This window comes from Variovorax sp. 10N420 (assembly GCF_056394705.1).
In genome coordinates this window covers 213375-234619 of record NZ_JBFTIJ010000006.1, presented here as the reverse complement: position 1 = coordinate 234619, position 21245 = coordinate 213375, and the positions used below count along the sequence as shown (strand labels likewise).

The window sequence follows — 21245 nt, the reverse complement described above, 5'->3', positions numbered from 1 at the left end:
CTTGCGCCCATTCACGGCCTTGTGTTTTCAGGGCTACGCGAAATCGTCCCTCTTCTTGCGCTTGCCGAGCACCTCCGGCTTCAGCAGCTTCAAGCCAAGGCTCGCGTTGTAGCCGTGAATCTCCTTCACGTCGAGCTTTCGCATGAACTGGATCGTGTCGGCCGCGATCACCTGGCCCGGCACCATGATCGGAAAGCCTGGCGGATAGGGAATGACGAAGTTCGCCGCAACCAGGTCCGGGCCTTTCTTCAGGCGATCGTCGATGGCCTTGTCTCCGAGCTTGATGTGTTCGCAGTCCTCTTCCCGATAGGCCGTGTAGAAGGCCGCGCGCATATGGCCTTCGGTGGTGGCGCTCTTCGCGTCGTCGCGGAACACGTCATGAAAGCGGCTGAAGTTCGGCAGGTCGGGGACGTCCTCGATCAGCGCCTTGACGCGCTCCGCGAACACGGCCTGTACCGCCTTGCCGCCTTCTTGAAGGCTGCGCTCCTTGTCGCGCGAAATATCCGCGAGCACCTTCAACAGGTGGGCGACGTCACTGCGCGTGTTGTTGATGTTGATCTGCACGAGGATCGAATTGCGCGAAGTCTTGTTGATCTGCACGTCGTACTTGGAAGCCAGCAGTCCCTTGAACTCGGTTCCGTCGTAGCCGGCGCGACCGGTGACCAGCGTGATGCGCGTGGGGTCGAGCGCGAACTCGTCGGTGTCCCAGGCGGCAAGAATCTCGATCCACGTGGCGTGCGGCTTCGCATAGTCCTCGACACCGGAGGCGCGGAATTCCTTGGGCACCATCTCGCCGGGTGTGAGGATATGAAAGTACTTCGAGATCAGGGGATGCGTGTTGACCTGCCGCCGCAGGTCGATGGAGAGCGCCACCGCTTGCATGACGAGTTCGTAGCCTTCGAGTTCCATCTGCCTGCGCGCGACGTCCAGCGACGCGATGATCTGCTGGTTCGGCGAGGTGGACGTGTGCGTGTAGAAGGCCTCGTGGAACTGCTCTTCGACGTGATGGAAGTCCTGGTCGCGCACCAGCATCATCGAGCCCTGCCGCAGGGCCGACATCGACTTGTGCGTCGAATTGGTCTGGTAGACACGCACCCGCGCACGGTCGGGGTCCGGCATCAGGCGCATGTCGAGCAGCGCCGGATCCTTGGGATCGAGGTCGTCGCCGACCTTGCCCTTGAGCTTCGATTTCCAGCTTTCGTATTCGGCGCGGTAGGCCGGCGTCAGGAGCCGCTCTTCGAGATCCTGCGCAGCGCCCATGCCCGTGCGGCGCCGGTGGAACGGCGAGAAGCGCGCAAAGGCAAACCACGCCTCGTCCCACAGGAAGATCAGATCGGGCTTGATGGCGAGGCATTCCTCCATCACGCGGCGGCAGTTGTACATGTGGCCGTCGAAGGTGCAGTTGGTGAGGTCGACGAGGCGGGCCTTGTCCAGCTTGCCTTCGGCCTTGAGCGTCAGCAGCGCCTGCTTGATGCTTCGCAGCGGGACGGCGCCGTACATCGAATAGGCCACCATCGGATAGGCCTCCAGATAGAACGGCTGCGCGCCCGCCAGCACCAGACCGTAGTGGTGCGACTTGTGGCAGTTGCGATCGATCAGCACGATGTCGCCGGGCCGGCACAGCGCCTGCACGACGATCTTGTTGGATGTCGAAGTGCCGTTGGTGGCGAAGTAGACGTGGTCCGCACCGAAAGCCCGCGCAGTCATGTCCTGCGCATCTTTGATGTTGCCGGTCGGGTCGAGAAGACTGTCGAGGCCGCCCGTGGTGGCGGACGATTCCGCCAGGAACAGGTTGGCGCCATAGAACTGGCCCATGTCCTTGATCCAGTTCGACTTGAAGATCGACTTGCCGCGCGCGATGGGCAGCGCGTGGAAGGTGCCGATCGGGCGGGCTGCGTACTTCTTCAGGTTGTCGAAGAAGGGCGTCTCGTAGCGTTCGCTGACGCCAGCGAGGATGCTCAGATGGATCTCCATCAGTTCCTCTACCTCGTAGAACACGCGCCTGACTGCCTTCGCGTCCGTGCTCGTGGCGGCGGCATCGACGCCGCGTTCGGTCACGAGATAAACGTCGATTTCGGGCCTGATCTTCTTCAGGAAGTTGGCGAGCACCAAACCGTAGTCCTGCGGCATTCCGTCCGGCTCGAGATGGCCGAAGCGCTTGATCAACTCGTCGAGCGCGGGCAACGAGTGCCGCGATTCGTAACGAAAGCCGTCATAGATGACGACGGCTTGCAGGTTGAAGTTGACGATGGTCGCGACGATCGCATCTTCGAGGCTGAAGGTCTGCACCGCCTCGTAGGTGAAGGGGTCTTCCGGCCGCCGGAGCTTGCGCAGTTCGCGCTGTTGATTGCTGCTCCTCGAGATCTCGGGGGCGACGGTCAGCACTTCGAAGTAGGGGCGATGGGGCGCGTCGGCCGCGAGTCCCGGAGGCATCCGGTCGCCCAAATCGACTTCCGTTTCTTCGTCGATGTTCCAGGCTGACGGATCGCGTCGGTAGGAGCCTGAGAAGATCGATGTCTTGATGCGATGCACGGCGTTCGAGAGCCCGGTCGCGTCTTCTGCCGCCACCAGGTCGCGAAGGGCGCGCATGAGCACCGCGCCTGGGTAGGCCCAATAGCCCTCGAGCGGCTCGATCTGATCGAGCAGGGTACGAACTTCAGTATCGAGCTTGTCCTTCTGCCCGCGCCCGCCGGCCAGCGCTTCGGTGCAGACCTGGAGCCTGCTCCAGCGCTCCCGTCTCGCTTCGGCGGCGGAAAAGAAATCCGCCATCGACATGTCGTCAGTCTGACTTTCGGCCTTGTCTCGGGACATGCTGCACCTCCAGGTGGACGTTGCAAAACGGGCTTTGCTCGCGCGAAACCGCCTGATTGTCCTGACGTGCGGCGGGCTTGATTTGATGGTTGTCAATAGTCGCCCCCGTGCGAGTTGCTCTCCGAGCCTCGAACGAGGCTTAATGTCAGCGCCCGTCCCACGGCATGCGGAGTGACCATGCAACAAAGTGAATCCGGAGCACCCTTCTTCCCGCTCATCGCGACACTTCGCGACGGGCGCAGCGTCACGGTGCGCTCGGTCGAGCCCGGAGACGAAGGCGCGTTCGAAGCCGCATTCAATCGCCTCTCGTCCCACTCGCGCTACACGCGCTTCATGGCGGCAATGCGACAACTGCCGCCGAAGATGCTTCATGCCGCAGTGCATCCATCGGCGGACCACGAGATCGCACTCGTCGCCATTGCCGCCGACCGCGCAGCCCCGCGGATCGTCGGTGGCGCTCGCTTCATCTGGACACCAGGGGCGGACGCCGGCGAGTTCGCCGTCACCATCGCCGACGACTGGCAGGGCATCGGGCTTGCGCGGCGCATGCTCGAAACCCTGATCGTGCTCGCGCGTGCGCGCGGCCTTCAGCGCATGGAAGGCTTCGTGCTGTCGGAGAACACGGGCATGCGCCGGCTGGCCGGCCGGCTCGGCTTTACCGACAAGCCGTACCCCGGCGACGCCACGCTCCGACTCGTCGATCTGCAATTGCAAAGAAGCGCAAGCGGCTCCTGCGCTTGACGGATATCAATTGCCCGGGCGATGCCTGCTGCAAGAATCGTTGTGAGCGTGTTCGCGATCCTGGAGATTTCGTCATGAATGCAGGAGCCCGGTTGGCGCGGAGCCAGATCGTCGGAACGAAGGTTGCGGCGGTGTTCAGCAAGCGCATGCAGACGGCGAACGAGAAGTTCGCCCTGCGCGTCACGCATGCGTTCGCCGCGACCGCACCTTTGAGTGCGCTGTCGGGCATGCCCTCGCTCATGGATCCGGTCGGCTGGTACAGCTATGCGGCCGATGCCGCGCAGCGTTCGATCCTCTTCTGGGACACCTTGCGCCAGCGCGGGGACAATTTTGTCGAGAACACCTCCCAGGGCCTCAAACCGGTTCTGCATTTCGAGTCGGAGACCGTGCTCGACGGCCGGCAGTTCGAGCGGCCAGTCAACTATGCGCTGCTGCGCATCGTCGCGCCGGCCGGCGTGACGATCGATGGGGCGAAGCGGCCGTACATCATCATCGACCCGCGAGCGGGCCACGGACCGGGCATCGGAGGATTCAAGGACGACTCGCAGGTTGGCGTCGCCCTGCGCGCCGGGCATCCGGTGTACTTCGTCATCTTCTTCCGCGACCCGGAGCCCGGCCAGACGCTGCTGGACGTCTGCGAGGCCGAACAGAAGTTCGTCAAGAAGGTTCGCGCGCTTCACCCACGCAGCGCCAAGCCCGCGCTGGTCGGCAACTGCCAAGGCGGTTGGGCGGCCATGATGCTCGCGGCATCCGATCCCGACGACACTGGCCCCATCGTCATCAACGGCGCGCCGATGTCGTACTGGGGTGGCGCATGGTCCGAGGGCGAGGGCGACAACCCCATGCGCTATGCGGGCGGCATGATGGGCGGCTCCTGGCTGGCGTCCTTTGCAGCCGACCTGGGCGACGGCAAGTTCGACGGCGCCCATCTGGTGCAGAACTTCGAGAACCTGCACCCCGCCAACAGCCTCTGGGACAAGTACTACCACCTGTTCGACAAGGCCGACACCGAGCCGCCGCGCTTTCTGGAATTCGAACGCTGGTGGGGCGGCTACTACCTGATGAATCGCGAAGAGATCGAGTGGATCACGCGCAATCTCTTCGTCGGCAACAAGCTCTGGAAGGGCGAGGTCAAGGGCGCGGACGGCAAGAGCTTCGACCTGCGCGAAATCACCTCGCCGATCATCTTGTTCGCGTCCATGGGCGACAACATCACGCCACCGCAGCAGGCTTTCAACTGGGTGGCCGACGTGTACGGCAGCACCGAGGAGATCAAGGCGCGCGGGCAAGTCATCGTGGGGCTTCTGCACGAGGACATCGGCCATCTCGGCATCTTCGTCTCTGGGAAGGTGGCGAAGAAGGAGCACGCGCAGATCGTGTCCGTGCTCGAAACGATCGAGGCGCTGCCGCCCGGGCTCTATGGGATGGCGATCACCGACACGCACAAGAAGGGCGGCAAGGTCGAGTACGAAGTCGAGTTCCAGGAGCATCGGCTCGAAGACATCGCGGCGCATTTCAATCGCTTCGAGCGCCTGGACGAGAAGCCGTTCGAAGCGGTGGCCGAAGTGTCGGACTTCAATCAGAGCGCCTACGAACGCTTTGCGCAGCCCTTTGTGCAGGCGATGTCGAACGAGCAGACGGCGAAGGCGTTGCGCGCGTTCCATCCCTTGCGGGTCCAGAACTGGGCCCTGTCGCAATTCAATCCTTGGATGGCGTGGCTCGCGCCGGCGGCCGAGACGGTCAAGAGCCATCGGCGGCCGCTCGATGAAAGCCATCCGCTTCGGAAGGCGGAGAACCGAAACGCCGAGTTGTTCAGCGCCATGCTGGATCACTATCGCGCAGTTCGCGATGCAATGACGGAGGCCGGATTCTTTGCTACTTACGCCAATGTCGATTCGCCGGAATCCATCGAAGCGACTCGCGCGCCTTCGAGGAGCCAAACCGATGGCGAGAACGCTCGGGCAATGCCGGTGGTGCGCGAAGCGCTGGCCTCCATCGAGCACGGCGGCTATGTCGAAGCTCTGGCGCGGGTGGCCTTCCTGCTGAGCAGGAAGGGCGAACCGCTGCCCTTGTCGCGGCTGGAACTCAAGAAAGAGCTCGTAGCGGAATACGCGGACTACTTGCCCGGCATGTCGCCCCACGACTGGCGCCGGGTGCGCGGGGAGCAGGAAATCATCGTGCGCTATGAAGCGGAGAAAGCCATCGAGTCGCTGCCTCTGCTGCTCGAAGATCCGGCAGCGCGCGAGCGGCTGATGACGCTGCTCCAGAAACTGGTTGCCGACAAACGAGTGCAGGGCACCTCTCCCACAGCCGCTCAGGCGGCCATGCTGCGGCGGATTCGGGAGACGCTCGCCATTGAGCCCAAACACAAGCCCAAAGCCGAACCCAAGCCCAAGCCAGAACCGAGGCCGAAGCGCGTGCGCGCCAGCCCGGCAGCGGCGCGCCGTGCCTAGCCGAAACAGGTGCCACATGGAAGCAAGACACGCCAAGTACCAGCGACTGATCGACTACTGCAAGACCTTGCCGCCTACGCCGACTGCCGTGGTGCACCCGTGCGACCAGAGTTCGTTGGAGGGCGCCGTGGAGGCCGCACGGCTCGGCTTGATCGCACCAGTCCTTTTCGGGCCACGCGCGCGCATCGAGGCTGTGGCGGCCGCATCCGGCATTGACCTCTCGGGGGTGCCGATTGTCGATACACCTCATAGCGAGGCGTCCGCCGCCGCGGCCGTGCAGAGCGTGCGCGAAGGCAAGGCCGAAGCCCTCATGAAAGGCAGTCTCCACACCGACGAACTGATGGCTGCCGTGGTCAAGCGCGAGACAGGCTTGCGCACCGCGCGTCGCGTCAGCCATTGCTTCGTGATGGATGTGCCGGGGCACGAGCAGGCGCTGATCATCACGGACGCGGCCGTGAACATCTCCCCGACGCTCGCGGAAAAAGCCGACATCCTGCAGAACGCGATCGATCTTGCGCATGCGTTGCGCGCGCCGGAGGTCAGGGTGGCGATCCTCTCGGCCATGGAAACGGTCAACCCGAAGGTGCCATCCACCGTCGAGGCTGCGGCGCTCTGCAAGATGGTGGACCGGCACCAGATCACCGGCGGACTGGTCGACGGGCCATTGGCGCTGGACAACGCGATCAACCTTGAAGCCGCGAAGATCAAGAAGATCGATTCGCCAGTGGCCGGACGTGCGAACGTGCTTCTGGTGCCTGACCTGGAAGCAGGCAACATGCTCGCCAAGAGCCTGACCTTTCTGGCCGGCGCGGACGCTGCAGGCATCGTGCTCGGCGCGCGCGTTCCGATCATCCTCACGAGCAGGGCCGATTCGATCATGACGCGACTCGCGTCGTGCGCCGTCGCGGCACTGGTGGCGAATGCCCGTCGCGAAAGCGGCAAGGCGATCGGGTGACGGCATGGCGGATGTAGTCCTCGTGCTCAATGCCGGTTCTTCCAGCATCAAGTTCAGCGTCTTCGACGCCGGTGCCGACGACGGGCGCGCGTTGATGCATGGCCAGATCGAAGGTCTCTACACGGCCCCGAAATTCGTCGCTCGCGACGCGCATGGCGCCGGAATCGGGTCCAAAGCCTGGGGCGAGGGGGCGGAGTTGGGACACGACGGCGCGGTGGGGCACCTGGTGGGCTTCCTTCGCGATCACTCTGCCAACCACAGCTTGGTCGCGGTCGGTCATCGCGTGGTTCACGGAGGTCTGGATTTCACACAGGCCGTTCGTGCAACGCCCGAAGTCGTCGCGGCGCTGCAAAAGCTCAGTCCCCTCGCACCGCTGCACCAGGTGCATAACCTCAAGCCCATCGAAGTGGTCGCGAAGTTGCGGCCGGACATCGTTCAGGTCGCCTGCTTCGACACGGCCTTTCATCGCGCCCAGCCGGAGGTGGCGCAGGCCTTTGCACTGCCGCCGTCCATCACCGACCTTGGAGTGCGGCGCTACGGATTCCACGGGCTTTCGTACGAGTACATCGCCAGCGCGCTGCCCAACATCGATGCGAAGGCCGCCGCTGGCCGCGCGATCGTCGCGCATCTGGGCAACGGCAGCAGCATGTGCGCGATGGTGGGGGGCCGAAGCGTGTGCAGCACCATGGGGTTCACGGCCGTCGACGGCCTGCCGATGGGCACGCGATCGGGCACGCTCGACCCGGGCGTGATCCTCTACCTGATCGATGAACGGGGCATGGACACCCGGGCGATCGAAGACTTGATCTACAAGCAATCGGGGCTGCTCGGCGTTTCGGGTGTGTCGAGCGACATGCGTGCGCTCCTGGCGAGCGATGACGAGCGCGCACGTTTCGCGGTCGACCTTTACACCTATCGCATCGGGCGTGAACTGGGCTCGCTCGCGGCTGCCGCTGGCGGCGTGGACGCCCTTGTCTTCACGGCGGGAATCGGCGAGCACGCGAGCGCGATTCGCGAGCGTGTGTGCCGGGACGCTGCATGGCTCGGCGTCGAACTCGATGCCGAGGCAAACCAGGCCGGCGCCGAACGCATCAGCACCTCGGGCAGTCGCGTCGCGGTCTGGGTCGTGCCGACGAATGAAGAGCTGATGATCGCGCGCCACACGTTGAGGGTGGCAGTCATGCAAGGAGCCGCATCGTGACCGTCGAGATTTCTCGCCCGCTGCTCAAGGGTGCCAAGGTGCTGGTCTGCGGCATCGCGAATGAGCATTCGATTGCGTACGGATGCGCCAAGGCGTTTCAGGAGCTTGGCGCGGACCTTGCCGTCACCTATCTCAATGAGAAGGCAAAGGCGCACGTCGAACCGCTCGCCAGACAACTGAACGCCGGCATCTTCGTGCCGCTGGACGTGTCCAAGCCCGGCGAGCTGGAAGCCGTCTTTGCGGAAATAGAGAAAGAGAAGACCTGGGGCCGGCTGGATGTCGTCGTGCATTCCATCGCCTGGGCGCCGAAGGACGACTTGCAAGGTGGTTTGCTCAACTGCTCTGCCGAGGGCTTCGCCAAGGCCATGGACGTGTCTTGCCACTCGTTCATCCGGATGGCCCGCCTCGCCGTGCCACTGATGACGAGCGGCGGCACGATGTTCGCGATGAGCTATGTCGGTGCCAACAAGGTGGTGCCGAACTATGACGTGATGGGCCCCGTGAAGGCTGCCCTCGAGTCGACGGCGCGCTACCTCGCGCACGAGTTAGGGCCGAAGGGCATCCGCGTGCATCCGATTTCGCCTGGGCCGCTGAAGACACGCGCGGCTTCGGGACTCAAGGATTTCGATCTGCTGCTTACCGAGGCTGCGCAACGGGCGCCCATCGGTGAGCTGGTCGACATCATGGATGTGGGATTCACGTGCGCTTTCCTGGCGACGCCGTATGCGAGGCGGCTCTCCGGCCAAACCATCTACGTCGATGGCGGCGTGAACATCATGGCCTGACACAAAGAAGGAGATCCCCCATGGATTGGCTTGTGCAAACGCTGAGGCAGTATCCGGAACTCGGTCTCTTTGCCGCTTTGGCGTTCGGCTTCTGGCTGGGGCCGAAGAAGTTCTTCGGGTTCAACCTGGGCGCTGTGACGGCGACGCTGATCGCGGGCGTGGCGATCGGGCAGTTGGGGCTCTCGATCCCCGGGCCGATCAAGTCCGCCTTCTTCCTGCTGTTCCTGTTCGCTGTCGGCTACGGTGTCGGGCCGCAGTTCTTTGCGGGTTTGGGCAAGGACGGTCCCAAGCAGATTGCGTTCACGCTGATCGTGATGGTGGCTTGCCTCGTCGTGCCGATTGCCTGCGTCTATTTCGCGGGTCTCGACGTCGGCTATGCGGTGGGTCTGTATGCCGGCTCGCAGACGATCTCCGCTTCGATCGGCGTAGCCACCGACCAGATCAACAAGTCCGGCCTGTCGCCCGAGGCCACCAAGAGCATCCTGGGGGCGATTCCGGTCGGCTATGCGGTGACCTACATCTTCGGCACCGTCGGCTCGGCGCTGCTGCTGTCCAAGCTGGGGCCGAAGTTGATCGGAGTGAACCTGGTGGAGGCCTGCAAGGACTATGAGACCCGGCTTGGCGGCGGCGCGGCATCGACGCAGCCCGGTATCCTCTCCGCTTATCACGGCTTCGGCCTGCGCGGCTATCGCATCACCGAGAAGAGCGGTCTTGCGGGCAAGCGCTGCCAGGACACCTTTCCGGGCGTGCGTGTTTTCTTCGAGCGCATCAAGCGCGGCAACCAGATGATGGTGGCGCAGGGCGATTCGGTGCTTCAGGTCGGCGATCTCGTGGCGATCTCCGGTGCTCGCAAGCTGCTGGTAGACAACGTCGAGGCGGTTCTCGAAGAGATCGATGACCGCGATTTGCTGGACATGCGCGCGACGGTGGTCGATGTGTTCATCACCAACAAGGCGATCAATGGCAAGACCATCGCGGAGCTTGCCGAGATGCCGGCGGCGCGTGGCGTGTATCTCGCCAAGATCACCCGGCAGCTGGTCGACATTCCGCGGCTTCCGGGGACCGAGATCCTCCGAGGCGATGTGATCCGCATCGGCGGCAGCATCGACCACGTGAACGCGGTCGTGAAGGTCCTCGGCTATGCGGACCGCCCGACCGACGCAACGGACATCTCCTTCATGTCGGCCGGCATCCTGATCGGTGGCTTGATCGGGGTGCTGAGCGTGACGATCGGCGGCGTGCCGATCAGCCTGTCGACTTCGGGCGGTGCGCTGCTGGCGGGTTTGTTCCTGGGCTACTACCGCACCATCAAGCCAAAGTTCGGTCAGATCCCGGCGCCTGCGCTCTGGATTCTCAACAACCTCGGCCTGAACGTCTTCATCGCGATCGTCGGCATCAACGCCGGGCCGGACTTCATCAGCGGCTTGCAGAAGCTCGGTGTGAGCCTGTTCCTCTGGGGAGTGGTCGCCACGTCTGTCCCGTTGTTGCTCGCCATCGTGGTGGCGCGCTTCATCTTCCACTTCGACCCGGCCATCCTGCTGGGTTGCTGTGCCGGTGCACGCACCACGACCGCTGCGCTCGGCATGGTGCAGGACGCGGCGAAGAGCAACATCCCGGCGCTCGGCTACGGCATGCCTTACGCAGTAGGCAATACCTTCCTGACGATCTGGGGCCTTTTCATCGTGATCGTGATGATGAAGATCAATCCAGGTTGATCGGTGCCTTCGTCGCCCACGGTCGTGACAACGACCGCGGCCTTTTCGTATCAAGGAGCAAGTGATGGACCTTCTGACATTGCGCAACTACGAAGCGCTCGGCCCTTTCGAGATCAAGAACTTCCTCGCCGACTCGGCGACCAAGGCGGCCAAGGCCGCGGCGATCTCCTATCTGAATGCCGGGCGAGGCAACCCCAACTGGGTTGCGACGGAGCCGCGCGAAGCATTCTTCACGCTGGGTCTCTTCGCGGTGCAGGAAACCAAGCGCGTGATGGACGTGCCGCCGGGCATCGGCGGCATCCCGCGTGAGGAAGGCTGTGCTGAACGCCTGCAAGCATGGCTCGCCAAGCACGACGATCTGCCGGGCGTCGATTTCCTGAAGCGGATGGTTCCATGGGCGGTGCTGAAGTTCAGCTTCAAGCCCGATGCTTTCGTCAACGAACTGGTCGACTCCATCATCGGCGACCATTACCCTGTGCCCGACCGCATGCTGGTGCACAACGAGATCATCGTGCGCGAGTTCCTGCAATGGGCGATGTGCGGCGACCCGAGGCCGAAGGGCACTTTCGAGCTTTATGCGGTCGAAGGCGGCACTGCCGCCATGTGCTACACGTTCAAGGCGCTGAAGAACAACCGCTTGCTCAACGCCGGCGACACGATCGCGCTGGGGGTTCCGATCTTCACGCCTTACCTGGAGATGCCGCACCTGGAGGACTATGACCTCAACATCGTGACGGTGCATGCGCCGCAGGAGAACAGGTTCCAGTTCACCGACGAAGAATTGGACAAGCTTCTCGATCCCAAGATCAAGGCCTTCTTCGTGGTCAATCCGGGCAATCCGTCGGCCATGGCGTTGTCCGAATCGGTGATCAAGAAAATCGGGGAGATCCTGAAGAAGCGGCCCGACCTGATGCTGCTCACCGACGATGTCTACGGAACCTTCGTGCCAGGTTTCCGGTCGTTGCTCGGTGCTTATCCGCGCAACACGATCGGCGTGTATTCATACAGCAAGTACTTCGGCTGCACGGGCTGGCGCCTCGGGGTCATTGCCGTGCATGAGGACAACGTCTTCGATCAACTCATCGGCGAGCACGATGACGCCACGCTGAAGAAGCTCGACAAGCGCTACGGCACACTGACGCCGCATCCGCGCGAAGTGCGGTTCATCGATCGCGTCGTCGCCGACAGCCGCGATGTGGCACTCAATCACACGGCGGGGCTCTCGCTGCCCCAGCAGGTGATGATGTCGCTCTTCTCGCTCTATGAGCTCATGGACGAGCAGAAGGCCTACCAGAAGGCCTGCATGGAAATCTGCCATCGGCGTGCGATGTTGACGGTCGAAGGCCTCGGCATCGATGTGTCGGCCAACCCGCATTTCGACTACTACTACGGGCTGATCGACTTCGAGTTCTGGCTGCGCAAATACGGCACCGAGGAACTGGTGGCGTGGGTCAAGGAAAACGTGCATCCGCTGGACATCGTCTTCAGGCTTGCCGAGGATCACGGCATCGTGCTGTTGAACGGCGGTGGCTTCGAGGCGCCGGACTGGTCGGCGCGTATCTCCTTCGCCAATCTTGATGAAGAGGTCTATGAAAAGATCGGCCGTGCGGTGCGAGCGGTGGCTCGAGGCTACGTCGATTCGTTCGAACGGGCCAAAGGGGTCAAGCTGACGAGGAAGTCATAGACATCGGCAAGTTTGGGTGAGGCCGGCACTCCCTTGGGCGTGCCGGCGGCCAACGCGTCAGTAGGGCGGATTCACCACCACATACTGCCCACCCTGCGGTTGATACCAGGCGCTTCCGCATTGCTGGTAGACCATGCCGCCATAGTTGACCGGCACACAGTTGGCAGGCACGGTGTTCACCATCGACCCGATGGCCGCGGTGGTAACCGCGACTGCAGCGCCGACCGCTACCGCACCGGCGACGGGGTGATAGTCGTTGTCCCACCCGCCACAGCAATTGTTGTTGTTGCCGCCGGCGACGACGACGTTGGTGTTGCGATTGGCGTTGACATTGGTGTTGACGTTGGTATTGCGGTTCGCATTGACGTTGTTGTTGCGAGTGCTGTTGTTGACGTTGTTGACGCTGGAACTGCGAACGTCATTGGTGCGCGTGTCGGCTCTGGCGTTGTTGGCTTGCTGGCCCTGCCTGTTGCCAGCGCCGCCAGCGCCTGGGGCGCGAGCACCGCCCGCGCCCGCAGCCGCACCACCTCCTGCGGCCGCACCTGCGCGAGCGCCGCCCCCGCCGCCCCCCGCTTGAGCGCGAGCTCCACCACCGCCACCGCCACCGCCACCGCCGCCGCCGCCACTTGCGCGAGCACCACCGCCACCACCACCTCCCCGGCCGCCGCCGTCCCGACCCGCAGCCTCCGCCGCCGGAATCATGGCGAAGGAGGCCAGCATGAGAGCAGCCAGAGGGGCAGCGAGCAACCTGTTGAAAGATCCGTTCATGGTGGTCTCCTCTAGTTGGTCTTCGCCGGAACAAATTCGATCTTTGTCGCGCCCTTTGGGGGTGTGAACCTGAACGTCGCTTCGGTGAATGCCGGCTTCAGGTTCCAGTCCATGACGCTGACCGACTGGGGACGGGCCTCGTCGGCGCGATTGGTGATGACGAGCTTGCGCGGCAAGGGCTTGGCACCAGTGGCGATCCAGATCTGCCAATCGAAATCTCCCTGTCTGAACGCATAGTGGTCGCAAAGGTCATTGCCGACGAGATCCTGGCCGGCATTCATCGCCGACTCGATCTTGTCCACGGGCGCAGCGGGCGTGCCCCACAGGAACAGATCCGAAAGCGGAACTTCGAAGCCGTAGCGGTCTTCGAGCTTCTTCACGAGTTCTCCGTTCGTTCCCGAGAACTCGACAGACGAGTAGTACTTCTGCTCGGGAAAGGCGAGGGTGACCGTCTTGCCGTCGGAGATGATTTCGCGTTCCGATCGAACGCTCCACATCCGGGCGCGCAGCTTGTCCGGCCGTTGCACGTCGAGGGTCGCCGAGGCGGTGTGCAGCAGCTTCTGGCCGTCGACCAGAACGCGCTCGCCCATCAGCGAGGTCGACGTCCGGAAGCGTCCCAATGTCTGCAGGTACGCGCCCATGTCCTTGAGAGCCTGGATCGACGCCGGATCGACCGCGTTGGCGGCTGGCGCAGCGGGTGCGGCCGGCGCGGTGGGTGCTGTCGTGCCTGCCGGGGGCGTTTGCGCGACCCCCGGTGTCGTCAGTGACAAAGCCAGCATGGCCGATGCGAGTCCTGCGAGTTTCATGGCATCCACCTCGAAAAAAAGAGAGCATGCGCGCGTGGCTCGATAGGCTCGTTGACGAATATCAATCGCATGCGCCCCCCTTGGGGCCATGCTACTCACCATCTTCCGACAGTCACTAAGGAGACGTTGATGAAGTTCCTGGCATTACTCGCAGCGACGGCAGTTCTGGGCACGCTGGCGACCCCTGCTCTTTCGCAGGGCAAGCCCGGCCATGAGGTCGCGGCCTCGACCAGCCCCGGCACCGGTACCGTCAAGGAGGTCATCCGGGCGACAGGCGTGGTCCAGTCGATCGATCTCGCAAATCGCCATGTGACCATCAAGGATTCGCATGGCCGGGTGCATGCCTTCACCGTCGGCCCGGAGGCGCGCAACCTCGACCAGGTCAAGGTGGGCGATACCGTATCGGTGCGGTACGCGCAGGCGCTGACACTGACCCTCATGAAAGACGGCAAGGAACTGCGCAGCAGCGTCCAGACCCCCATGGCCGACAGGACGGCGGCAGGCCAGCTTCCGGGCGGCATGGTCGGCCAGAAGGTCGAGGTGACTGCCAATGTGGTTGCCGTCAACAGGAAGACCCACATGATCACGCTTCGCGGGACGGAGTACGAGGTCGACCTGACCATCCGCGATCCCGAGCAACTGAAAATGATCAAGGTGGGCGACCAGGTTCATGCGGTCTACACGGAGGCGGTAGCGCTGTCGATGGAGCCTGCGAAGAAGTAGGCGAGGAGGGGGACTTTCCCCTGTGCGGTCGATGCGTGTCGCTAGAATTCTCGCGCCCGCGGGCGTCGCAAACGCGCACTTGGGCACCTCCGAGCCACCCGTCCGCACCGGACCGGCGCCCTCAACCTCCGCTCGAAGAGAGGACGTCTGTGACGCGTGCTTCCGACCAGGTCGACGACGACTTGCTGCTCAAGGTCTCGCCACCTCGGGTGCCGCGTGATCTTGTTTCGCGTGCGCGCTTTTTGTCGACCGCACCCGGCATCCGGGACTTTCCCGCGGTGGTCGTGCAAGCCCCGGCCGGATTCGGAAAGACTTCCCTGTTGGCGCAGTGGCGGCTCGAACACTTGTCCCGCGGCGCCACCGTCGCATGGCTTTTCGCGCAGCCGCAGGACGAACCTCAACGCCTGGCGCAAAGCCTCGCGCTCGCAGTGCGGCGCGGTTCCGGGCGTTCGACATTCGGGCACACCTTGCTCGAAGCCGTGGGTCCGGGCGGTCTCGAGGGAATCACCGTCTGGCTCGCGGAGCTGGCGCAGGCGGCCCTCGATGTCGTGCTGTTCGTCGACGAGGCGGAGCGCCTGCCGATGGCTTCGCGCGAAGCCCTTGTCTACCTCATGCGCAATGCGCCGCCGAACCTGCGCGTGATCGTTGCTGCGCGCCCCGATTGCCAACTGGACATAGACGACCTCGTCGCCTATGGGCAGTGCGCCGTGGTCGAACCCGCATCGTTGCGCTTTCGGCTCGACGAAACCATGGAACTCGTGCGCAGCCGCCTCGGTGCGCGCGTCGACAACGACACGGCGGCACGCCTGCACGAAGTCACTGAAGGATGGCCGCTCGGCGTCCAGGTTGCGCTGACGATCATCTCGCGCGGCGTCGATGCGCATGCCGACGTTGCCGGTATGGCGATGCTCGACGGCAGGCTTCACGATCATTTCGTGAAGCTGCTGCTGGCCAATCTCGACCCCGGCGACAGCGATTTCCTCGTTCGCATTTCCATCCTCGATCACCTGCATCCGGACCTGTGTCGCTCGGTGAGCGGATACGAAGACGCCGTCGAACGATTGGCGCGCCTGAGCCGGGACACGCCTGTCTTCGCTGAATCAGAGGGCGGCGAGTGGCTGCGCATGCATACGCTCGCGCGCGACGTACTGCGCAAGCTCTTCTCGGCGCTCGATGCGACGCAACAGGCTTCAGTGCATGCAAGCGCGGCCGAATGGCTCGCCGAGCACGGGCTGCTCGAATACGCGGCGCGGCACGCATTGACGGCGGGCGAGCACCAGAAGGCCTATGGGCTTGCCGAACGCAGCCTCTACGAATCCATCATGAGACACGGCAGGCAGGGCGCCGTGCTCGAATGGCTTGCGCAGCTTCCGGCCGACGAACTGGACCGGCGGCCCCGGCTCTTGCTTGCCGCAGCCTGGACTTTGGGCGTCAGCGAGCGGCATCAGGAGGCCGAGCAGCTTGTGGCGCGCATCCTGGCGCAGCCCGAGGTCGGCACGGATCTTCGCTATGAGTGCGCGCTGATTCTCGGTGGCGCGTCGGTGTTCGCGGACGATCCCGATCGATTCGCCGAACTGCACGGCCCCTGGTCCGACGCACCGCCCATCAACGATCCGGTGCTGCTGCAGGTTCATGCCAACCGCACCGCCTATCGGGCGCTCCTGTCCGGCGAACCGGCCCTGGCGCGCCTGCGTGAGCAACAGGCGCCGCGTGGCGACTTCGGCGGCGTCGGCTACACCGTGCGTTGGGGCGAATTCATCGTCGGGCTCAGCTACATCTGGGAAGGGCAGGTGCTGCTTGCCGAAAGTCTCCTGCGCCCCGCAGTCGCGCGTGCAGAAGCCGAACTGGGCCGTCGCAACCGGTTCAGCTGCATGCTCGCCGCGCTGCTTGCCACGGCGGCCTGGGAGTGCGATCGGCCGGGCGAATCCGCGGCATTGCTGGCAGACCGGCTCGACGTGCTCGAGCACAGCGGCGTGCCTGAATCGCTGCTGCTGGCCTATCGGACCATGGCGCGTAGCGCAGCGGCTGAAGGCGCAGAACATCGCGCGCTGGAACTGCTCGGTGCCATGGATGCGGCGGGGCGGGCCCGCAATCTGCCGCGCTTGCGCATTGCCAGCCTGTGCGAGCAGGTGCGAATGCACGCCAGGCGATATCGCGCCGTGACTTGCCGCCAGCTTTGCGGGGAGATCGATGCGCTGCTGGAAGACCCGGCAATGCCGAAGGGGCCGCTTTGGCGGGAGAGCGTGGATGTTCTTCGTGAGCTTGCGCAGTGCTACACGGCGATTGCGGCGAAGGACTGGCGCGGTGCGATGGCGCCATTGTCCCGGGCCGGCGAACTGGCGCGCACGATCAAGCAGGGGCGCCTGCGCATCGAGGTTCTCGGACTGCACGCCTTTGCCCTGTACCAGTGCGGAGAGGATTCGCAGAAGCAGCTGCGCGAGGCCATGGATCTTGCGGAAACCTTCGGGCTGCGCCGAGTGTTTGCCGATGCGCATCCGGACTTGGGCGACTGGGTCCGAAATGTCTCCGCTGGAGACTCCGCCCGATCGAGCCGCCACGGCGCTGCGCCCGAGCCTGCCGCGGCGCCGGGCTTGCGCTCGAGCCAGCCGGAGCTGCAACGGCCGTCCGCGCCTTACGGCATGGTGCTCACGCCCAAGGAGCGCGAGGTGCTGGAGCTGCTCGCCCATAACCTGTCGAACAAGGAAATCGGGCGGGCCATGCAGGTGGGGGAAACCACTATCAAATGGCACGTCAAGAACCTTTTCGCCAAGCTTGACGCCGGCACGCGCAAGCAGGTCGTTCTCCGCGCCCGGATCCTCGGGCTGATCAAGTCGTCCGACTGACAAGCGGTTACGCCGCTACAGGGGCCTGAAGGGGAGGGCCCCTGCTGCAAGGAGGGGGCGCCGCAAGGGCCATCTCCCTATTCTCATGGCCTACGGAGCCGCCTGTTCGCGGACCGTTCCTACCGACAAGAGTCAGGAGACAACAGGCCCATGAACCCGACGAATACACCCGAACTCAAGACCTCCATCGAGGTCGAACCGCTGACCTGCAGTATCGGCGCCGAACTGCGCAACGTAGACCTGGGCGCCGCCTCGCGCGACGCCGGGCTGGTTGCCGAAATCCGCGCTCTCCTGCTCAAGCACAAAGTACTTTTCTTTCGGGACCAGAACATCACGCGCGCCGAGCACGTGGCCTTCGCCCGGCACTTCGGCGAACTCGAGCCCCACCCGGTGCTCGGCAGCGATCGGGAGAACCCGGGACTGGTGCGAATCTACAAGTCGCCCGAACAGCCGAACGACCGCTACGAGAACTCCTGGCATTGCGACGCCACGTGGCGCGAGAAGCCACCGCTCGGCGCCGTTCTGCGCTGCGTGGAATGCCCGCCGGTGGGTGGCGACACGACGTGGGCCAACATGGCGCTCGCCTACGAGCGGCTGCCGCAGCATGTGAAGGATCGGATCGCGCCCTTGCGCGCCCGCCACAGCATCGAAGCCAGCTTCGGCGCCGCGATGCCGATCGAAAAGCGCCTCGCGTTGCACGCGCAGTTCCCGGATGCCGAGCACCCGGTGGTGCGCACGCATCCTGAGACGGGCGAGAAGGTCCTGTTCGTCAATGCATACACGACGCACTTCACCAATTTCCACAATGTCGACAACGTGCGCTACGGCCAGGACTACGCGCCGGGCGCAAGCCAGCTGCTGCAGTACCTGATCAGCCAGGCGGCCATCCCTGAATACCAGGTGCGCTTCCGCTGGAAGCCCAACAGCGTGGCCATGTGGGACAACCGCTGCACGCAGCACTACGCGGTGATGGACTACCCGCCGTGCCGTCGAAAGATGGAGCGCGCCGGCATCGTCGGTGAAGCCACCTCCTAGGCAACGCCTCTTCGCTCTTCTTCCGTCCCATTTACTTTTTCCACGAGCCTTCAACATGAACTATCTCGACGGTTCCCTTTACCCCGAAAACCAGCAGCCCCTGATCATCACGGCAGCGCCCTACGCGCCGTCGTGGGTGCCCTCCGACTTCCCCGAGGACATCGCTGTCACGATGGAAGACCAGATCCAGAAGGCAGTGGACTGCTACAACGCCGGCGCCACCGTGCTGCACCTGCATGTTCGTGAACTCGACGGCAAGGGCAGCAAGCGCCTGTCGAAGTTCAATGAACTGATCGCTGGCGTCCGCAATGCCGTGCCCGAGATGATCATCCAGGTGGGCGGCTCCATCAGCTTCGCACCGGAAAACGAAGGCGCGGCTGCCAAGTGGCTGAGCGACGACACGCGCCACATGCTGGCCGATCTCGATCCCAAGCCCGATCAGGTCACCGTGACGATCAACACGTCGCAGATGAACGTCGTCGAGCACTGGGAATACGAGGACTACAAGGGCACTTCGATGGAAGACCCGGCAGTCTTCAACGCCTACAAGGAAATGACAGTGCCTTCCCAGCCCGGCTGGGCCGAGGAGCACATCCGCCGCCTGAACGCAGCCGGCATCCAGAGCGCTTTCCAGTGCTACAACATCAACAGCTTCGAGTCGGTCGAGCGCCTGATGCGCCGCGGGATCTACAAGGGCCCGCTGGTCATGAACTGGGTGGCGATCGGCGGCGGCATGGACGTGCCGAGCATCTACAACCTGGCCAATTTCGTGCGCGCCACACCTGATGGCGCTGTGCTGACGGTCGAAAGCTCGATGCGCAACGTGCTGCCGGTCAACATGATGGGCATCGCCATGGGCCTGCACGTGCGCACCGGCACCGAAGACAACCTGTGGAACCAGTCGCGCACCAAAAAGGCAAGCACGGTCGAGCAGATCGAGCAGTTGGTGCGGATCTCACGCGAATTCGGCCGCCCCATTGCGACCGCCCGGCAAGCGCGTGAGATCAGCAAGATCGGCGTCTTCTACGACACGGTCGAAGAGTCGTTGCTGGCCAACGGCTTCGCTCCCAACCGCAACGGCGCCCACCAGGGCTTCCTGCGCAAGGTGGCCTGAGCGATGGTTGCGCGGCCTGCCACTGTCCTGATCGTCCCCGGCTTGCGCGACCATGTGGCCGCGCACTGGCAGACGCTGCTCGCGGAGCGCCTGGCGCGCGTGCGCGTGGTGCCGCCGATGGGCCGCGAGGATCTGGACTGCGCAGCCCGCGTCCATGCCATCGAGCGTGAAGCGCAGGCGATCGAAGGGCCGCTGTTGATCGTCGCGCACAGCGGCGGCGTCGTGATGCTGGCGCATTGGGCGTTGCAGACAAGGCGCCCCGTTCTGGGCGCGCTGCTTGCCGCGCCGCCGGACTTCGAGCGGCCCATGCCCGACGGCTATCCCACAGTGGCACAACTGAATGCGAGCGGCTGGCTGCCCGTGCCGCGTCAGCGTCTTCCGTTTCCGAGCATCGTTGCCGCCAGCCGCAACGATCCGCTCGCCGAGTACGAGAGAGTTGCCGACCTCGCGCGCGACTGGGGCAGCCGCCTCGTCGACCTCGGTGAGGTTGGCCACCTCAATCCGGCCTCTGGCTTCGGCCACTGGCCCGAGGCCGAGCAGTTCATCGATGAACTCGCCGACGACGACAAAGACAACGACAACGCGGCTGGCTGAGCGCCCGCCATTCCTGAATCAAGATCCAAGGAGACAACATGGCACTCGCCATTCGCCTGCACGACACCGGTGGTCCGGAAGTGCTCAAGCTCGAAAACGTCGAAGTCGGCGAGCCCGGCCAAGGCCAGGTTCGCGTACGCCACACCTTTGTGGCCGTGAACTTCATCGACATCTACTTTCGAACCGGACGCTATCCCGTGCCGAAGCCCAGTGGACTGGGCTCCGATGCAGTGGGCGTCGTCGAAGCCATCGGCCCGGGCGTGACGGAATTCAAGGTCGGCGACCGCGTCGGTTACCTGATCGGCCCCCAGGGCGCGTATTCGGACGTTCGCGTCATGCCTGCCGACGTGCTGATTCCGCTGCCCGATGGCGTCTCGGATCGCACTGCAGCCACCTTGATGATGAAGGGCATGACGGTGCAGTACCTGTTCCGCCAAGTCTTTCCGCTCCACGGCGGCGAGACGATCCTCTATCACGCGGCTGCCGGTGGCGTGGGCTCGATCGCCTGCCAGTGGGCGAAGGCGATGGGCGTCACGATGATCGGCACCGTCAGCTCGGACGAGAAGGCAGAGATCGCCAAGGCGAACGGCTGCGCTCATGTCATCGTGACCTCGCGCGAGAACATCGCCGAGCGCGTGCGCGAGATCACGGACGGCAAGGGCGTGCCGGTGGTGTATGACTCGGTCGGCAAGGACACGCTCGAAGCTTCGCTCGACAGCCTGCGCCCGCGCGGTGTGCTGGTGAGCAACGGCACGACGTCCGGGCCGGTTGTCATCGACACGATGACTCTGGCCGTCAAGGGGTCCATCTGGATCACGCGGCCGGCGATGATGCACTACATCATGCCGCGCGCGCACATGCTCTCGATGGCGGACGAGCTGTTCGGGCACGTGCTGTCCGGCGGCATCGTGAGCGAGCCGAAGCAGACCTTCGCGCTGGCGGACGCGGCGGACGCGCACTCTGCGCTGGAGTCCCGCCAGACGGTCGGCGCGACCGTTCTTGTGCCCTGATGGGGGA

The 21245-nt window shown here is 64.2% G+C and carries 16 protein-coding genes; 13 read left to right on the top strand and 3 right to left on the bottom strand.

Annotation, left to right across the window (positions count from 1 at the left end; genetic code table 11):
* Positions 1 to 33: 33 nt before the first annotated feature.
* The gene (locus tag AC1DEK_RS17515; protein ID WP_478126538.1) at positions 34 to 2811 is read right to left on the bottom strand and encodes a decarboxylase; all 2778 of its coding nucleotides are present in this window, start codon (positions 2809 to 2811) and stop codon (positions 34 to 36) included.
* 177 nt (positions 2812 to 2988) lie between these two features.
* Here AC1DEK_RS17515 and AC1DEK_RS17510 point away from each other — a divergent pair, with 177 nt between their 5' ends.
* The 7 genes from AC1DEK_RS17510 to AC1DEK_RS17480 all read left to right on the top strand — a co-directional run bounded on the left by AC1DEK_RS17510 (position 2989) and on the right by AC1DEK_RS17480 (position 12345).
* Positions 2989 to 3552: an N-acetyltransferase family protein gene (locus AC1DEK_RS17510; RefSeq protein WP_478126537.1), complete on the top strand. Its 564-nt coding sequence runs from the start codon at positions 2989 to 2991 to the stop codon at positions 3550 to 3552.
* A gap of 74 nt (positions 3553 to 3626) precedes the next feature.
* Positions 3627 to 6005, top strand: a complete 2379-nt coding sequence (locus AC1DEK_RS17505; protein ID WP_478126536.1) for a DUF3141 domain-containing protein — start codon at positions 3627 to 3629, stop codon at positions 6003 to 6005.
* A 16-nt stretch (positions 6006 to 6021) separates the two neighbouring features.
* Positions 6022 to 6960: a phosphate acetyltransferase gene (locus AC1DEK_RS17500; RefSeq protein WP_478126535.1), complete on the top strand. Its 939-nt coding sequence runs from the start codon at positions 6022 to 6024 to the stop codon at positions 6958 to 6960.
* 4 nt (positions 6961 to 6964) lie between these two features.
* A complete protein-coding gene (locus tag AC1DEK_RS17495) occupies positions 6965 to 8161 on the top strand; it encodes an acetate/propionate family kinase (RefSeq protein WP_478126534.1) in 1197 nt (398 codons plus the stop codon).
* Positions 8158 to 8946 carry an enoyl-ACP reductase FabI gene (fabI, locus tag AC1DEK_RS17490; protein ID WP_478126533.1) on the top strand — a complete coding sequence of 263 codons (789 nt, stop codon included), beginning with the start codon at positions 8158 to 8160 and terminating at the stop codon, positions 8944 to 8946. The genes AC1DEK_RS17495 and fabI overlap by 4 nt, the downstream gene beginning before the upstream one ends.
* Positions 8947 to 8966: 20 nt before the next feature.
* Positions 8967 to 10661, top strand: coding sequence for an aspartate-alanine antiporter (aspT, locus tag AC1DEK_RS17485; protein WP_478126532.1), 1695 nt, complete (start codon positions 8967 to 8969; stop codon positions 10659 to 10661).
* Positions 10662 to 10725: 64 nt separating this feature from the next.
* Complete coding sequence (locus AC1DEK_RS17480) at positions 10726 to 12345, top strand: bifunctional aspartate transaminase/aspartate 4-decarboxylase (protein WP_478126531.1); 1620 nt, start codon at positions 10726 to 10728, stop codon at positions 12343 to 12345.
* 57 nt (positions 12346 to 12402) lie between these two features.
* Here AC1DEK_RS17480 and AC1DEK_RS17475 read toward each other — a convergent pair whose 3' ends face one another.
* A complete protein-coding gene (locus tag AC1DEK_RS17475) occupies positions 12403 to 13113 on the bottom strand; it encodes a hypothetical protein (RefSeq protein ID WP_478126530.1) in 711 nt (236 codons plus the stop codon).
* An 11-nt stretch (positions 13114 to 13124) separates the two neighbouring features.
* On the bottom strand, positions 13125 to 13919 hold the full coding sequence (locus AC1DEK_RS17470) for a DUF2092 domain-containing protein (protein WP_478126529.1): 795 nt from the start codon (positions 13917 to 13919) through the stop codon (positions 13125 to 13127).
* Positions 13920 to 14048: 129 nt separating this feature from the next.
* Here AC1DEK_RS17470 and AC1DEK_RS17465 point away from each other — a divergent pair, with 129 nt between their 5' ends.
* The 6 genes from AC1DEK_RS17465 to AC1DEK_RS17440 all read left to right on the top strand — a co-directional run bounded on the left by AC1DEK_RS17465 (position 14049) and on the right by AC1DEK_RS17440 (position 21238).
* Positions 14049 to 14642, top strand: a complete 594-nt coding sequence (locus AC1DEK_RS17465; protein ID WP_478126528.1) for a hypothetical protein — start codon at positions 14049 to 14051, stop codon at positions 14640 to 14642.
* Between the two features lie 149 nt (positions 14643 to 14791).
* Positions 14792 to 17485, top strand: a complete 2694-nt coding sequence (locus AC1DEK_RS17460; protein WP_478126527.1) for a helix-turn-helix transcriptional regulator — start codon at positions 14792 to 14794, stop codon at positions 17483 to 17485.
* A gap of 186 nt (positions 17486 to 17671) precedes the next feature.
* A complete protein-coding gene (locus AC1DEK_RS17455) occupies positions 17672 to 18520 on the top strand; it encodes a TauD/TfdA dioxygenase family protein (RefSeq protein WP_478126750.1) in 849 nt (282 codons plus the stop codon).
* A gap of 55 nt (positions 18521 to 18575) precedes the next feature.
* Positions 18576 to 19634: a beta-keto acid cleavage family enzyme gene (locus tag AC1DEK_RS17450; RefSeq protein ID WP_478126526.1), complete on the top strand. Its 1059-nt coding sequence runs from the start codon at positions 18576 to 18578 to the stop codon at positions 19632 to 19634.
* 3 nt (positions 19635 to 19637) lie between these two features.
* Positions 19638 to 20228 (top strand): RBBP9/YdeN family alpha/beta hydrolase, encoded by a 591-nt coding sequence (locus AC1DEK_RS17445; protein WP_478126525.1) that lies wholly within the window; start codon positions 19638 to 19640, stop codon positions 20226 to 20228.
* Positions 20229 to 20266: 38 nt separating this feature from the next.
* Positions 20267 to 21238 (top strand): quinone oxidoreductase family protein, encoded by a 972-nt coding sequence (locus AC1DEK_RS17440; protein WP_478126524.1) that lies wholly within the window; start codon positions 20267 to 20269, stop codon positions 21236 to 21238.
* Positions 21239 to 21245 lie beyond the last annotated feature (7 nt).